Source organism: Candidatus Deferrimicrobiaceae bacterium, assembly GCA_035256765.1.
Taxonomy (GTDB): domain Bacteria; phylum Desulfobacterota; class Deferrimicrobia; order Deferrimicrobiales; family Deferrimicrobiaceae; genus CSP1-8.
Genome location: DATEXR010000102.1, coordinates 30,889 through 44,807, shown reverse-complemented (window position 1 = coordinate 44,807; position 13,919 = coordinate 30,889). Strand labels below are relative to the sequence as shown.

Here is a 13,919-nt window from a genome sequence, read left to right as displayed (position 1 = left end):
GTCGTAGCGCGGCTTTTCCCCCCTCGCCCGGGCGGCCTCGCGGCGCACATCGAGTTCTTCGGGAGTGCAAACGCACCGGTATGCCTTCCCCTCCTGGAGCAGGCGTTCGGCCTCTTTCCGGTACAGTTCCCTTCGTTCCGTCTGGTAAAAGGGGCCCTCGTCCCACGTCATCCCCAGCCATTTCATCCCCTCGAGGATCGCCGTCACGGACTCCGGGGTCGATCGCTCCTGGTCGGTGTCCTCGATCCGAAGGACGAACGTCCCGCCGTGGCGGCGGGCGAAGAGCCAGTTGAAAAGGGCAGTGCGGGCCCCGCCGATGTGGAGGTACCCCGTCGGGCTGGGGGCAAAGCGCGTCACGATACCGGGCATTTCCACCTCGTTGGGAGTCGTCGCGGGGGCGGCGGAACCCTACAGCAACGCGAGACCCGCGTAGCCGACGACCTGCCCCCGGTCTCCGCTCACGTCGCCGGAAGTCGAATACTGTATCAGGCGGGCGGACCCGGCGCCAAGGGCAAGGGATGCGAACAGGACGACCGTCGCGGGGATCACGCCGCACATCGAGATCCGCTCGGAGCGGACGACCCGGAACAGGCCTTCCGGGTCGAGCGCCAGGATGCGGTCGATCGCCTGGCCGTCCTTCTTCCGCGCGACGCCGTCCGGTTCGTAGTGGGACATGTCGGAGCTCGCGATGAGGAGAGGGGGGAGGGCATCCTCTCCCGCAACCCGCGCCACGGCCTCTCCCAGCGTCCGGCAATCGGAAAGGGAGAGGTTCCCGAGGGCGACGGGGACGAACCGGAACGTCTCCCGGAAACGCCGGAGGAACGGGAGCTGCACCTCCAGGGAATGCTCACCGCGATGCGCGGAGGCGTCTTCCGACAGCAGGGGGGACTCGGCAAGAAGGCGATCCGCCAGCTCCTCGTCGATCGGCACCTCCCCCCAGGGCATCCGCCAGGACCCCCGCACCATGACGGCGGCTTTGGCGCCCACCCCCGTATGGTTGGGGCAAAAGATGATGTGCCGTTCGGGGATCTCCACCGAGGAGTAGACTTCGCCCGCCACGCCGCCCGAGTAGACGTACCCCGCGTGGGGCACGACGATCCCTTTGGCCCGGGTCTTTTCCGCGTCGTCGCGGGTGTATCGGCGGACCATGCGGTCCAGTTCCCGCGCCGTCCCCGGGTAGAATTGACCCGCCACGGCAGGATTCCGGTTCATACGGTATTGTATACCACAGGAACCCCGCAGGAGGCAGATTCCCGATTGACACAAGGTGTCGGGTTTCCTATAGTGTTTCTTTTACTTTTCGGGGAAGTGCGTCTTTTGTACATACGAACGTCCGAAATCCCCCGCGAGGGGCTGGATGTCGTCGCGAGCCGGGGAAAGGCCTGGATCCCGCGGCTTTTGGAGGGGATGAATTCCTACCCCCTCCGGTCGTGCCGGATGCTTTCGGTCACCCTCCTCCTCTTTCTGGAGGGGAGGGATCTGGAGACCAGCGGGTCCTTCGCCGCCGAGGGAGAAGGCGCGTGCGACCGTTGCACGGAGCCCGTCGCACTCCGGCTGGAGAGGGAGTTTCAGACGATTTACGTCCCGGCGGACCGGGGCCCCGCCGAGGCCGGGGACCTCGAACTGCGGGCGGGAGACCTCGATATCGCCTTTTACGACGGGGCGGGGATCGAGGTGGCGGACATCTTCTGGGAGCAGGTGGCGCTCTCCCTTCCGGCCAAGGTGCTGTGCCGGGAGGATTGCCGCGGGATCTGCCCGCAATGCGGCGCGGACAGGAATCGAACGGAGTGCGATTGTTCCGGGGAAACGAGGCAAGGGCCGTTCGGCGTATTGAAGACTTTGAGGAAAGAAAAGGAGTAGGCGATGCCGAATCCGAAGCGACGCGGCTCGAAATGCCGCCGGGACAAACGCAGGACTCACAAGAAACTGGTCGATCCCGCCCGCAGCACTTGCTCGCAGTGCAAGCAGGTGAAACGGCCCCATGCCGTCTGCCCGAACTGCGGAACGTACAACGGCCGGGAAGTCATTTCCAAGGCCTGACGCCCGTTTCTTCCTGCCTCCGATGAAAATAGCGGTCGACGCGATGGGAGGGGATCACGCTCCGGCAGAGGTGGTCCGGGGAGCGGTCCATGCGTCCCGGGAGTTCCATCTTCCCATCGTTCTCGTCGGCCGGGAGGAACGGATCCGGGAGGAGTTGCGCCGGGCGGGAGCGGGGGCGGACGAACTGGAAGTGGAAAACGCTACCGAGGCCGTGGAGATGCAGGACGCCCCGGGCGTGGCCCTCCGGAAGAAGAAGGACTCCTCCATCCGCGTGGGGCTCAACCTCGTGGCGGACGGGAAGGCTTCCTCCTTCGTGAGCGCGGGGAATTCCGGCGCGGTGATGGGCGGGGCGCTCATGATCCTCCGGAAGATCCGGGGGGTCGACCGGCCGGCGATCGCCGCGACGATCCCGACCCCCACGGGCCCCATCGTCCTCATCGACGCGGGGGCGAACGTGGGGTGCAAGCCGGTGCATCTGTTGCAGTTCGGGTGCATGGGCGAAGCGTATGCGCGGAAGATCCTCGGAATTCCTCGCCCCCGCGTAGGGGTATTGAGCATCGGGGAAGAAGAGACCAAGGGAACGGACCTCACCCGGGAGACGGCCGCCCTCTTCCGGAAGACCGGCCTGGCCTTCGTGGGAAACGTGGAGGGGAGGGATTTCTTTGTCGGCAAGGCCGACGTGTTCGTCTGCGACGGGTTTGTGGGAAACGTCGTCCTGAAGACCATGGAGGGGATGGCGACGGCCCTGGTCGATTTCCTGAAGGAGGAGATCCTCAAGTCCCAGATGGCGAAGGTGGGGGCCCTGCTGGCAGGGGGGGCGATCCGGCGGGTCAAGACGAGGCTGGACTACGCGGAATACGGGGGTGCGCCACTGCTCGGGGTGAAGGGGGGGGTCGTGATCTGCCACGGGTTGTCGGACGCGCGAGCGATGAAAAACGCGATTCGCGCCGCGGGATCGCTTCACCAGTGCGGCGTGGAAGAGGAAATCGCCCGGGCGATTTCCTGAAAGGAAGGGATGTCCCGTCCGCATGGGGGAGTTCGAAAGACGGATCGCAGGCGGGACGTCGGAAAAAAGGGGGGGGGAAGATCGTGGGATCCAGGATGATCGGGCTGGGGATGCATGCCCCGCCGAAAACGCTGACCAATAAAACACTGGAGACGATGGTCGATACGTCCGACTCGTGGATCCTGGATCGGACGGGGATCAAGCTGCGGCGTCTCGCCGAACCGGGAAGCGCGACGTCCGACCTCTGCCTGGAGGCGTCCCGGCGCGCACTGGCCGACGCGGGCGTAAGCCCCTCCGAGATCGACATCATCGTCGTCGGGACCTGCACTCCCGACATGCCGCTGCCGTCCACCGCATGCTTTCTGCAGATGAAGCTGGGCGCCTCGCGGGCCTTCGCGCTGGATCTGAACGCCGCATGCTCCGGTTTCCTCTATTCCCTTTCCACGGCGGACGCGATGATCCGCGCCGGCCGCGGCAAGAAGGCGCTCGTCGTGGGAGGCGAGATCCTCTCGACCGTCACCGACTACACGGACCGGAACACCTGCATCCTCTTCGGGGACGGGGCGGGAGCGGTGGTCCTCTCGGAGTGCCCGGAGGGGGAGGGGGTGCTGAGCTGCCATCTCCACTCCGACGGGAACCTCTGGGAGCTGATCTACGCCCCGGGAGGGGGGACGGTCCACCCGTTCGGGCCGGAGGTCGCGGAAAACCGGATGCATGCGATCCGCATGGCGGGCAATGAGACGTTCAAGCAGGCGGTGACCAAAATGGTCGAGGTTTCCCTCGAAGCCCTCAAGCACAACAACGTGGAGATATCGGACGTCGCCCTCTTCGTGCCGCACCAGGCGAACATGCGCATCATCAATGCGGTCGGCAAACGCCTCGGCATCCCCGGGGAAAAGGTGTTCATCAACCTCGAGCGGTACGGGAACACCTCCGCCGCATCGGTCCCGATCGCTCTCGCGGAAGCCCGCGAGGAGGGCAGATTCAAGAAAGGGGACCTTCTGCTCCTCGCGTCCTTCGGCGCGGGACTGACGTGGGGATCCGCCCTCGTGCGGATGTAAAGGGGGGAGGGATGGGGATCGGACTGCTTTTTCCCGGCCAGGCGTCCCAGTTCCCCGGGATGGGGAAAGAGCTCCACGACGCCTACCCGGTTGCCCGGGAGGTGTTCCGAGAGGCCTCGGAAGCGCTCGGCTTCTCTTTGGCCGACCTGTGCTTCCGCGGGTCGGAGGAGGATCTCCGGCGGACCGAGAACACCCAGCCTTCCATCTTCACCGTGAGCGTCGCCGCGTACCGCGTCCTCGCGGAGGAGGCCGGGATCCGTCCCCTTTGCGCGGCGGGGCACTCGCTCGGGGAATATTCGGCCCTTGTGGCCGCAGGCGCCCTGTCCCTCAAAGACGCCGTCTTGCTCCTCCGGTCGCGGGGAAAGTACATGCAGGAAGCCGTCCCGCTGGGGGAGGGGGCGATGGCGGCTGTGATCGGCCTTTCGCCGGAAACCGTAGCGGCGGTTTGCCGCGAGGCCGGACGCGAAGGGGTGGTCGAGCCGGCGAACTACAACGGCGGAGGCCAGATCGTGATTTCCGGGAGCGCGGCTGCGGTGGCCGCCGCGTGCGAGGCGGCGAAATCGGCCGGCGCGAAGATGGTGATGCCGCTCCCGGTGAGCGCTCCGTTTCACTGCTCGCTGATGGAGCCCGCCGCGTTGCGGCTCGCCCCCGAACTGCGGGCGGCGAAGGCCGGGATGTTCGCCTTCCCGGTGGTCGCCAACGTGACGGCGGAAGCCTATCCGCAGGGGGAGGGGGTGGCGGAAACCCTTCTGCGTCAGATCGTGTCGCCCGTTCGCTGGGAGGAGGGCGTGCGCAGGATGCGCGCCATGGGGGTGACGTCGTTTCTGGAAGTGGGGCCGGGGAAGGTCCTCTCCGGACTGGTGCGCAGGATCGAGAGGGATCTCCCGGTGGCTGCTTTCTGCGCGCCCGCGGACCTGTCCGCCGTCCGGGGCCTGGCCGGAAGAAGTTTTTCCTTGTACGGTCGCTGAGTTTGAGGGTATGAACTTCGGGGAGGGAGGGGGCAAGATGCGGCTTTCCGGCAAAGTGGCATTGGTCACGGGCTCTGCGCGGGGCATCGGGAAGACCATCGTGGAACGATTCGCCGCGGAGGGCGCCGTCGTGGTGTTAAGCGATGTCACCAACGAGGCGGCAGCGGCGGAGACGCTTGCCGCCATTGTGGGCGCGGGGGGGAAGGGAATGGTGGAAATGTTCGACGTGGGCGACGCCGCCCAGGTCGACGCCGCAGTCCAGCGCATTCTCGCGGAGCAGGGCCGTATCGACATCCTCGTGAACAACGCCGGGATCACTCGGGACAATTTGCTGATGCGCCTGTCGGAGGAGGATTTCGACGCCGTCCTGCGGACGAATCTCAAGGGGACGTTTCTACTGACGAAGGCCGTATCGAGACATATGATGAAGCAGCGCAGCGGCCGGATCGTCAACCTGAGTTCCGTCGTGGGGCAGATGGGCAATGCCGGGCAGTCGAATTATTCCGCGGCGAAGGCCGGCATCATCGGGTTCACGAAGTCGATGGCGCGCGAGCTGGCCTCGCGAGGCGTTACCGTAAACGCGATCGCGCCGGGGTTCATCATGACGGCCATGACGGCGGCGTTGCCGGAGAACGTCCGGAATGGGTTTCTCAATCAGATCCCGATGGGAAAATTCGGCACCCCAGAAGACGTAGCAGAACTCACGGTCTACCTTGCCTCCGATGGCGCCTCGTACGTCACCGGGCAGGTGATCGGGATTAACGGCGGGTTATACATGTGAAGGATATACTACCTGGAGGGAGGGCGCGCGATGTCGGTAGAGAAAAAAGTGAAGGAGATCGTGGCCGAGCAGCTCGGAAGGGACGTGAACGAAGTGACCAACGAGGCGTCGTTCATCGACGACCTGGGCGCGGATTCCCTCGACATCGTGGAGCTGGTGATGGCGATGGAGGACGAGTTCGGGATCGAGATCCCGGACGAAGAGGCGGAAAAGATCAAGACCGTCAAGGATGTCATCGAATACATCAAGGCGAACGCGAAGTAGCCGGGGGGGAGGGGGTTCCCTTGGACGGCGTCTCCCGCGCGAGGCGCCGCGACCGGTTACCGGGAGGTACGGATGCGGAGGGTGGTAGTCACGGGGCTGGGGGCCGTCACGCCGCTGGGAGTCGGCGTGGGACCCACCTGGGAGGCGATCCTCGCGGGCAAATCGGGGGTGGGGCGGATCACGAAGTTCGACCCGTCGGGTTTTCCCACCACGATCGCAGCCGAGGTCAAGGAGTTCGCGCCCGAGGACTATGTCGATAAGAAAGAGGTCAAACGGATGGACCCTTTCATCCATCTGGCCATGGCTTCCGCCCAATTCGCGATGAGCGACTCCGGGTTGACGATCGACGAGAAGCTGGCGCCGCGCGTCGGTGTGTACATGGGCAGCGGCCTGGGGGGCCTCTCGACGCTGGAGCGATACCACCAGGCCTATCTCGAGGAGGGGGTTCGCAAGATCAGCCCGTTCTTCATCCCCATGCTCATCTCCAATCTCGCCCCCGGGCACATCGCGATCCGGTACGGCGCGAAGGGGCCGAACATCACGACGACCACCGCGTGCGCCGCGTCCAGCCACGCGATCGGGGAAGCGTTGCTGGCGATCCGCCGAGGCGTCTGTGACGCGGTAATCGCAGGGGGAACCGAGGCGACCATCACTCCCATGGCATTGGGGGGATTCTGCGCGATGAAGGCCCTCTCCACGCGCAACGACGACCCCACGGGCGCATCGAGGCCTTTCGACAAGGACCGGGACGGGTTCGTCATGGGGGAGGGGGCGGCGATCCTCATCCTCGAGGAGCTCGAGTTCGCCAGAAAGCGGGGAGCGAAAATCTACGCGGAGCTGTGCGGCTACGGCGCATCGGGCGACGCGCACCATATCACGGCGCCCGCGCCGGGCGGGGAAGGTGCCGCGCGCTGCATGCAGGCGGCGGTCTCCGATGCGCGGGTGAATCCCGCGGAGGTCGATATCATCAACGCCCACGGGACGTCCACGCCCTACAACGACATGTTCGAAACCATGGCGATCAAGACCGTGTTCGGGGACCACGCGTATCAAATGATGGTGAGCTCCACGAAGTCGATGACCGGACATCTCCTCGGCGCGGCCGGAGCCATCGAGGGGGTCTTCTCCGTCCTGTCGATCCACGACGGGGTCGTTCCCCCGACGATCAACTACGAGATGCCCGACCCCGAATGCGACCTGGACTACGTGCCCAACGAGGCGCGCCGGGCGGAGGTCCGGTACGCCCTCTCCAACTCGTTCGGCTTCGGGGGAACGAACTCGTGCCTGCTGTTCGGGGCTTTCACGGGATGATCCGGTGACGGGGGAACGCCCTCTCATCGTCCTGGCGTCGGACCACGCCGGGGTGGAAATGCGAAGGAGGATCCGGGACGAGCTTCTCGCATGGGGATACCGGGTCGAGGACCTGGGCCCGGAGACGGCCGATCCCGTGGATTACCCCGAGTATGCGGAGGCGGTGGCGGGACGCGTTTCCCGGGGGGAGGCCCGGTTCGGGGTCCTCGTCTGCGGGACCGGCATCGGGATGTCGATCGCGGCGAACCGGTTCCCCGGCGTCCGGGCCGCTCTCCTGTATGACGAGTTCGCGGCGCGGCACGCCCGGCTGCACAACGACGCCAACGTCGCGGTCTTCGGGGCCCGAACGATGAGGGCCGACGAGGCCGCGTCCCGGCTCAAGGTCTTCCTGGCCGAACCGTTCGAGGGAGGCCGTCATGCCGTCCGGCTGGAGAAGATCCGCCGGATCGAGAACCGACCGGGGCAACAGGCCCCGTAGAGGAGCGGAAGCATGTCTTCCTTACGAACCGTCGACCCGGAGATCTACGAGGTGATCCGCAAGGAGACCGAACGCCAGGCCTTCGGGCTCGAGTTGATCCCCTCGGAGAACTTCGTGAGCGAGGCCGTGCTCGAGGCGACGGGCTCCGTGCTCACGAACAAGTACGCCGAAGGGTATCCCGGGAAACGGTATTACGGGGGCTGCGAGTTCGTAGACCAGGCGGAGGAACTGGCGATCGAACGGGCGAAGAAGCTTTTCGGCGCCGAGCACGCGAACGTCCAGCCCCATTCGGGGTCCCAGGCGAACATGGCCGTGTACCTGGCGGTGATGAACCCGGGGGACACGATCCTCGGGATGAACCTCTCCCATGGGGGGCACCTGACCCACGGAAGCCCGGTCAATTTCTCCGGGAAGCTGTTCCAGGTGGTCGCGTACGGCGTCCGTCCCGACACGGAGACGATCGATTTCGACCAGGTACGCGACCTGGCGCTCGCGCACCGACCGAAGCTGATCGTCGTGGGGGCGTCCGCCTACCCCCGGATCATCGACTTCGAACCCTTCCGGAAGATCGCGGACGAGGCGGGATGCATGGTGATGGCGGACATCGCCCACGTCGCGGGCCTCGTCGCGGCCGGGCTGCACCCCAACCCCGTCCCGTACTGCGAATTTGTGACCACGACGACCCACAAGACGCTCCGGGGCCCGCGGGCGGGGATGATCCTGTGCCGGGCGGAGATGGCGAAGAAGCTCAACTCCTCGATCTTCCCCGGGATCCAGGGCGGCCCGCTCATGCACGTCATCGCGGCAAAGGCCGTCGCGTTCCAAGAGGCCATGACCCCCGAGTGGCGGGAGTACCAGGCCCGGATCGTCCGGAACGCGAAGGCGCTGGCGGCGACGCTCGCGAACCGGGGGCTCCGGCTCGTCTCCGGAGGGACGGACAACCACCTGATGCTCGTGAACCTTACGGACACCCCCCTGACGGGCAAGGACGCCCAGGAGGCCCTCGACCGGGTGATGATCACCGTCAACAAGAACACCATCCCCTTCGAGACGCGGAGCCCCTTCATCACCAGCGGGATCCGCCTCGGGACGCCGGGGGTCACCACGAGGGGGATGGGAGAAAAGGAGATGGCGAGAATCGGGGACATCATCGCGGATGTTCTCTCCGCACCGGGGGACGCGCAGATGGAGAAACGGGTCGCCGCGGAGGTGCGCGACCTCTGCGAGTCCTTCCCCCTCTACCCGGAGCGGATCGCCGCCTACGCAGGAAGGTAACGGAATGAAGACCGCTTCGCGGGTCCGGCCGGACTGGGACGTCTACTTCATGGACATGGCGAAGCTCGCCGCGCGCCGCTCCTCCTGCCTCCGCCGGGCGGTCGGCGCGGTGCTGGTGAAGGACCGGCGCCTGCTGGCCACCGGTTACAACGGCGTCCCCTCCGGCGTCACCCATTGCGAGGTCACCGGCTGCCTGCGGGAAAAGTTCGCCGTTCCGTCCGGGGAGCGGCACGAGCTCTGCCGGGGCCTGCACGCCGAGCAGAACGCGATCATCCAGGCGGCCCTCCACGGTGTTTCCACCCGGGACGCCGTCCTCTACTGCACGAATCTTCCCTGCATCATCTGCGCGAAGATGCTGATCAACTCGGGGGTCCGGCGCGTGGTCTACCTCGACGGGTACTGCGACCCCCTCACGGAACAGATGCTTTCCGAGGTGGGGGTGGAGCTGGTGCGGATGGAGGGAGGCGACCCTTGAAATGCCCCCGGTGCGGCCACGGGGACAACCGGGTGGTCGATTCCCGGGCGGGGAGGGACGGGGACGTGATCCGGAGAAGGAGGGAGTGCCTCTCCTGCCGCCGCCGGTTCACCACCTACGAGCGCGTCGAGGAGGAGCTTCCTCTCGTGGTCAAGCGGGACGGGCGCCGCGAGCCATTCGACCGCCAGAAGATCATGACGGGCATCCTGAAGGCGTGCGAGAAGCGTCCGGTGAGCTATGCCGCCACCGAGCAGGTCGTGGACGCGCTGGAGGCGGAGTTCCAGGCGTCCGGGGAGAAAGAGGTGTCGTCGGTGCAGATCGGGGAGCGGGTGATGGCCGAGCTGCTCCGGATGGACGACGTGGCCTACGTGCGGTTCGCCTCCGTGTACCGCCAGTTCAAGGACATCAGCCAGTTCGTGGAGGAGATCAAAACGCTGATCGCGGAGACTCCCGAACGTCCGCCGAAGCCTTAGTGCGATGCTTCATGAATACGGCAACGTACGTGTGCGTCGCTTCCGGTGCCAAGAGACGCAACGGGTGCGATGACCGCCCCCGAAGCGGGGCATCCGCGAGCGGAGCAGCCGGTCAGGGCCCCGAACCCCGGGGCATCCGGCGGCCGGTGCAGGTGGCGGTCGCGATCGCAGCGAAGAGGAAGCCGCCCGCGAGCCCCGGGCACCGGGAGGGGGAACGCATTAGGGCATCGGCCCGATACGATACCGTATTTATGAGACGCGGCACGTAGAAAGGTGCGCCGGATGTCCTTCCCTCGTCCCGAGTTCATGCGGCTGGCCCTCCGCCTCGCGCGCAAGGGTGCCGGAAGGACCTCGCCGAACCCGGCCGTCGGGGCCGTCCTGGTGCGGGGGGGCAAGGTGGTGGGGCAGGGGTATCATCGGGCGGCCGGGTTGCCGCATGCGGAGGTGATCGCCCTCCGCGCGGCAGGGAGTGCCGCCCGGGATGCGGACCTGTACGTGACGCTGGAGCCGTGCGCCCACACGGGACGAACCGGCCCCTGCACCGGCGCGATCATCGCCGCCGGGGTGAAACGGGTGGCGGCGGCGATGCGGGATCCGAACCCGCTCGTCGCCGGGAGGGGGTTCCGGGCCCTTCGAAAGGCCGGCGTGACCGTCGTCAGCGGGTTGATGGAGGAGGAGGCGAGATCCCTCAATAGGCCCTATTGCCGGTGGATGGAATCCGGAAAGCCGTTCGTCACGTTGAAGCTGGCCGTCTCGATGGACGGCCAGATCGCCGCCTCCTCGGGAGAATCCCGGTGGATAAGCGGCGAAGCGGCGCGTAAGATGGTCCACAGAATGCGGGCGGAGGCGGATGCCGTTCTGGTCGGCGGGAGGACGTTTCGCCAGGACGCCCCGATGCTCACGGCGAGGGTTCCCCGCGGGAGAAACCCGAAGAGAGTCATCCTTACGTCCCGGCTCGACCGGGTCGCCCGAAGCAGGCGGTTTTTCGAGGAGGGAGGGGAGGTCATCGTCGCGGCTCCCCGCGGCGTTCCCCGGAAGGATGCGGACCGCCTCCGGGCACGCGGCGCCCGGGTCCTGCTCCTTCCTGCGAGAAAGGGACGGATCGGGGCGGACGCGTTTCTTGCCGCTTTGGGAAGCGTCGGGATCACCTCCCTCCTCGTGGAGGGGGGAGGCAAAACGGCAGGGTGGCTCGTCGAGGCGGGCGCTGTGGACCGGTACGTGTTTTTCCTCGCTCCGCTCCTTCTCGGCGAAGGGATCCGATCGGTCGCCGGGTTCGCCGCCCGGCGCGTGAACGAGGGGAGACGTCTGGTGATCACGAAGGTGGCGAGGGCCGACGGCGACATCGTCCTGGTCGCGGACGCCCTCCCTGGCGAGTGAGGGGAGATGTTCTCCGGCATCGTGGAAGACATCGGCTCGGTCGTTTCGGTGGTTCCCCGCGGAAAGGGCGTCGTCCTTTGCGTATCCACCGGGCTCCCCCTGGAGGAGATCCGTGTCGGCGACTCTCTCTCGGTCTCCGGGGTGTGTCTTTCGGTCACCGCGAAGGAGAAAGGGCGGTTTTTCGCGGATGTCTCCGCGGAAACGCTCTCCCGGACGACGTTCCGGGCGATCACGGCCGGGGCGCGGGTGAACCTGGAGCGCGCCCTTTCCCTCTCCGGGCGCCTGGACGGCCACCTGGTGTACGGGCACGTCGACGGGACCGGGACGGTCCGCGAAGTACGGCACGCGGGCGAATCCCGGGTATTCCATATACGGACCGATCCCTCTATAATGAAATACATTGTTTTCAAAGGGGCCGTGGCCCTGGACGGAATCAGCCTGACCGTAAGTTCCGTCCATCCCGAGGGATTCGAAGTCGCGCTGATCCCTCTCACGCTGGGAAAAACGACGTGGGGGGGGCTGCGCCCCGGGGACGCGGTCAACGTGGAGACGGACATCGTCGGGAAATATATCCTGAAACAGCTGGAAGGACGGGGAAGCGGAATTTCCCTGGAGTTCCTCAAAAAACAAGGGTTTGCGTAGAAAGGCGGCGGGCGGGATGACCCTCGCGAAGATCGAGGAGGTACTCGAGGACATTCGGGCGGGAAAGATGATCGTCCTGGTCGACGATGAAGACCGGGAGAACGAGGGCGATCTTACCATTGCGGCCGAGCACGTCACGCCCGAGACGATCAACTTCATGGCCCGCCACGGCCGGGGGCTCATCTGTCTGAGCATCACGGAGGAGCGGGCGAGGCAGCTCCATCTGCCTCCCATGGTGCAGGATAACTCCTCGCCGTTCGGGACCGCCTTCACGGTTTCCATCGAGGCCCGCAAGGGCGTCACCACGGGGATTTCGGCGCACGATCGGGCGACCACCATCCGGGTGGCGATCGCCCCGAACGCCCGGCCCGAGGACGTTGTCCGCCCGGGTCACGTCTTCCCGGTCGTGGCGAAGAAGGGCGGCGTTCTCGTGCGGACGGGGCAGACCGAGGGGTCCGTCGACCTGGCCCGTCTCGCCGGCTGCACCCCGGCGGGCGTCATCTGCGAGGTCATGAACGAGGACGGCTCGATGGCCCGCATGCCCGACCTTCGGAAGTTCGCGGAGGAGCACGGGCTCCGGATCGCCTCCGTCCGGGACCTTGTCGAATACCGCATGCACCGCGAGCGGCTGGTCAAGCGGGTGGGCGAGACCCGCATGCCCCTCCGGTCGGGCGGGGAGTTCACGGCGATCGCCTACCGGAACACGATGAACGGCGACACCCACATCGCCATGGTCAAGGGGGAGATCCGGTCGGACGTCCCGGTGCTTGTCCGCGTGCATTCCGAGTGCCTGACGGGCGACGTGTTCGGGTCGGTCCGGTGCGACTGCGGGGAGCAGCTCCGCAACGCGCTGCAGAGGATCGAGGCCGAAGGAACGGGGATTCTGCTCTACATGAGGCAGGAGGGACGGGGAATCGGGCTGGAAAACAAGATCCGCGCCTACCGGCTGCAGGACCGGGGGTTCGACACGGTCCAGGCGAACCAGCGCCTCGGATTCAAGCCGGACCTGCGAGATTACGGGGTGGGCGCCCAGATCCTCGTGGACCTCGGGGTCCGGGAAATCCGGCTGCTGACGAACAACCCGAAGAAAATCATCGGACTCGAGGGGTACGGCCTGCGCGTGGTCGAGCGGGTTGCCGTCGAGGTCCCGCCGAACGACGCGAACATCAAGTACCTGAAGACCAAGAAGAAGAAGATGGGGCACATCCTGAGCGTGGAATAAGGGAGGGGAGATGGTGCGGACAATCGAGGGCGACCTCCAGGGTCAGGGCTTGAAAGTCGCGATCGTGGCCACGCGGTTCAACGGTTTCATCACCGACCGCCTGGTGGAGGGAGCGTTGGATGCCCTGCGCCGGCACGGGGTGCAGGAGAAGGACATCACCCTCGTGAAAGTCCCCGGCTCCTTCGAGCTGCCGCTGGCGGTCCGGCGAGCCTCCGCGGGGAAGGTCGACGCGGTGATCGCCCTTGGCGCGCTCATCCGCGGAGGGACCCCCCACTTCGATTATTTGAGCGCCGAGGTCACAAAAGGGATCGCGCAGGTGACGCTCGACTCGGGCGTCCCGGTCTCCTTCGGGGTGCTTACGACCGATACCTTGGAACAGGCGATCGAGAGGGCGGGGACCAAGGCGGGGAACAAGGGGTTCGAGGCGGCCCTCTCCGCGATCGAGATGGCGAAGCTGTTGCGACAGATGTAGCGGACGCTTGTGTACCGTCTCGTAAATAGCTTGACGCACCGAGAGCGTCGATGCGCCGCGCCAGCAAGGCGCGC

17 protein-coding genes are annotated in these 13,919 nt (G+C 66.3%); 15 read left to right on the top strand and 2 right to left on the bottom strand.

The features are described from left to right. A partial coding sequence (locus tag VJ307_03485; GenBank protein HJX73195.1) for a glutamate--tRNA ligase family protein occupies positions 1-357 on the bottom strand: 357 nt, incomplete at its 3' end. 51 nt (positions 358-408) lie between these two features. Then, positions 409-1,194, bottom strand: a complete 786-nt coding sequence (amrB, locus tag VJ307_03480) for an AmmeMemoRadiSam system protein B (GenBank protein ID HJX73194.1) — start codon at positions 1,192-1,194, stop codon at positions 409-411. Between the two features lie 213 nt (positions 1,195-1,407). Here amrB and VJ307_03475 point away from each other — a divergent pair, with 213 nt between their 5' ends. From VJ307_03475 to ribE, 15 genes are all read left to right on the top strand, one after another. Further along, positions 1,408-1,860, top strand: a complete 453-nt coding sequence (locus VJ307_03475; GenBank protein HJX73193.1) for a DUF177 domain-containing protein — start codon at positions 1,408-1,410, stop codon at positions 1,858-1,860. A 202-nt stretch (positions 1,861-2,062) separates the two neighbouring features. Continuing rightward, on the top strand, positions 2,063-3,046 hold the full coding sequence (gene plsX / locus VJ307_03470) for a phosphate acyltransferase PlsX (protein ID HJX73192.1): 984 nt from the start codon (positions 2,063-2,065) through the stop codon (positions 3,044-3,046). A gap of 83 nt (positions 3,047-3,129) precedes the next feature. Beyond that, the gene (locus tag VJ307_03465; GenBank protein HJX73191.1) at positions 3,130-4,107 is read left to right on the top strand and encodes a beta-ketoacyl-ACP synthase III; all 978 of its coding nucleotides are present in this window, start codon (positions 3,130-3,132) and stop codon (positions 4,105-4,107) included. Positions 4,108-4,118: 11 nt separating this feature from the next. Next, entirely contained in the window at positions 4,119-5,075 is a 957-nt protein-coding gene (gene fabD / locus VJ307_03460) for an ACP S-malonyltransferase (GenBank protein HJX73190.1), read from the top strand. Between the two features lie 37 nt (positions 5,076-5,112). Then, positions 5,113-5,856 carry a 3-oxoacyl-[acyl-carrier-protein] reductase gene (fabG, locus tag VJ307_03455; GenBank protein ID HJX73189.1) on the top strand — a complete coding sequence of 248 codons (744 nt, stop codon included), beginning with the start codon at positions 5,113-5,115 and terminating at the stop codon, positions 5,854-5,856. 30 nt (positions 5,857-5,886) lie between these two features. Beyond that, positions 5,887-6,120 carry an acyl carrier protein gene (gene acpP / locus VJ307_03450; GenBank protein ID HJX73188.1) on the top strand — a complete coding sequence of 78 codons (234 nt, stop codon included), beginning with the start codon at positions 5,887-5,889 and terminating at the stop codon, positions 6,118-6,120. Between the two features lie 72 nt (positions 6,121-6,192). Continuing rightward, positions 6,193-7,431, top strand: coding sequence for a beta-ketoacyl-ACP synthase II (gene fabF, locus VJ307_03445; GenBank protein HJX73187.1), 1,239 nt, complete (start codon positions 6,193-6,195; stop codon positions 7,429-7,431). A 4-nt stretch (positions 7,432-7,435) separates the two neighbouring features. Then, entirely contained in the window at positions 7,436-7,909 is a 474-nt protein-coding gene (gene rpiB / locus VJ307_03440) for a ribose 5-phosphate isomerase B (protein ID HJX73186.1), read from the top strand. Between the two features lie 12 nt (positions 7,910-7,921). Continuing rightward, a complete protein-coding gene (gene glyA / locus VJ307_03435) occupies positions 7,922-9,184 on the top strand; it encodes a serine hydroxymethyltransferase (protein HJX73185.1) in 1,263 nt (420 codons plus the stop codon). A gap of 4 nt (positions 9,185-9,188) precedes the next feature. Then, positions 9,189-9,659, top strand: a complete 471-nt coding sequence (locus VJ307_03430; GenBank protein ID HJX73184.1) for a cytidine/deoxycytidylate deaminase family protein — start codon at positions 9,189-9,191, stop codon at positions 9,657-9,659. Next, the gene (gene nrdR / locus VJ307_03425; GenBank protein ID HJX73183.1) at positions 9,656-10,132 is read left to right on the top strand and encodes a transcriptional regulator NrdR; all 477 of its coding nucleotides are present in this window, start codon (positions 9,656-9,658) and stop codon (positions 10,130-10,132) included. Before VJ307_03430 ends, nrdR begins: the two co-directional genes overlap by 4 nt. 282 nt (positions 10,133-10,414) lie before the next feature. Beyond that, positions 10,415-11,509 carry a bifunctional diaminohydroxyphosphoribosylaminopyrimidine deaminase/5-amino-6-(5-phosphoribosylamino)uracil reductase RibD gene (gene ribD, locus VJ307_03420; GenBank protein HJX73182.1) on the top strand — a complete coding sequence of 365 codons (1,095 nt, stop codon included), beginning with the start codon at positions 10,415-10,417 and terminating at the stop codon, positions 11,507-11,509. A 6-nt stretch (positions 11,510-11,515) separates the two neighbouring features. Continuing rightward, entirely contained in the window at positions 11,516-12,151 is a 636-nt protein-coding gene (locus VJ307_03415) for a riboflavin synthase (protein HJX73181.1), read from the top strand. Then, positions 12,144-13,373 (top strand): bifunctional 3,4-dihydroxy-2-butanone-4-phosphate synthase/GTP cyclohydrolase II, encoded by a 1,230-nt coding sequence (locus tag VJ307_03410; protein ID HJX73180.1) that lies wholly within the window; start codon positions 12,144-12,146, stop codon positions 13,371-13,373. Before VJ307_03415 ends, VJ307_03410 begins: the two co-directional genes overlap by 8 nt. 10 nt (positions 13,374-13,383) lie before the next feature. Continuing rightward, positions 13,384-13,845 (top strand): 6,7-dimethyl-8-ribityllumazine synthase, encoded by a 462-nt coding sequence (ribE, locus tag VJ307_03405; GenBank protein ID HJX73179.1) that lies wholly within the window; start codon positions 13,384-13,386, stop codon positions 13,843-13,845. The last annotated feature ends 74 nt before the right edge of the window (positions 13,846-13,919 follow it).

Bases quoted from the DNA above. Each gene is read 5' to 3' on its own strand.
- fabD (HJX73190.1), top strand. From the start codon at position 4,119: ATGGGGATCGGACTGCTTTTTCCCGGCCAGGCGTCCCAGTTCCCCGGG.
- fabF (HJX73187.1), top strand. From the start codon at position 6,193: ATGCGGAGGGTGGTAGTCACGGGGCTGGGGGCCGTCACGCCGCTGGGA.
- fabG (HJX73189.1), top strand. From the start codon at position 5,113: ATGCGGCTTTCCGGCAAAGTGGCATTGGTCACGGGCTCTGCGCGGGGC.
- plsX (HJX73192.1), top strand. From the start codon at position 2,063: ATGAAAATAGCGGTCGACGCGATGGGAGGGGATCACGCTCCGGCAGAG.
- ribD (HJX73182.1), top strand. From the start codon at position 10,415: ATGTCCTTCCCTCGTCCCGAGTTCATGCGGCTGGCCCTCCGCCTCGCG.
- VJ307_03415 (HJX73181.1), top strand. From the start codon at position 11,516: ATGTTCTCCGGCATCGTGGAAGACATCGGCTCGGTCGTTTCGGTGGTT.
- VJ307_03475 (HJX73193.1), top strand. From the start codon at position 1,408: ATGAATTCCTACCCCCTCCGGTCGTGCCGGATGCTTTCGGTCACCCTC.
- VJ307_03430 (HJX73184.1), top strand. From the start codon at position 9,189: ATGAAGACCGCTTCGCGGGTCCGGCCGGACTGGGACGTCTACTTCATG.
- ribE (HJX73179.1), top strand. From the start codon at position 13,384: ATGGTGCGGACAATCGAGGGCGACCTCCAGGGTCAGGGCTTGAAAGTC.
- glyA (HJX73185.1), top strand. From the start codon at position 7,922: ATGTCTTCCTTACGAACCGTCGACCCGGAGATCTACGAGGTGATCCGC.
- acpP (HJX73188.1), top strand. From the start codon at position 5,887: ATGTCGGTAGAGAAAAAAGTGAAGGAGATCGTGGCCGAGCAGCTCGGA.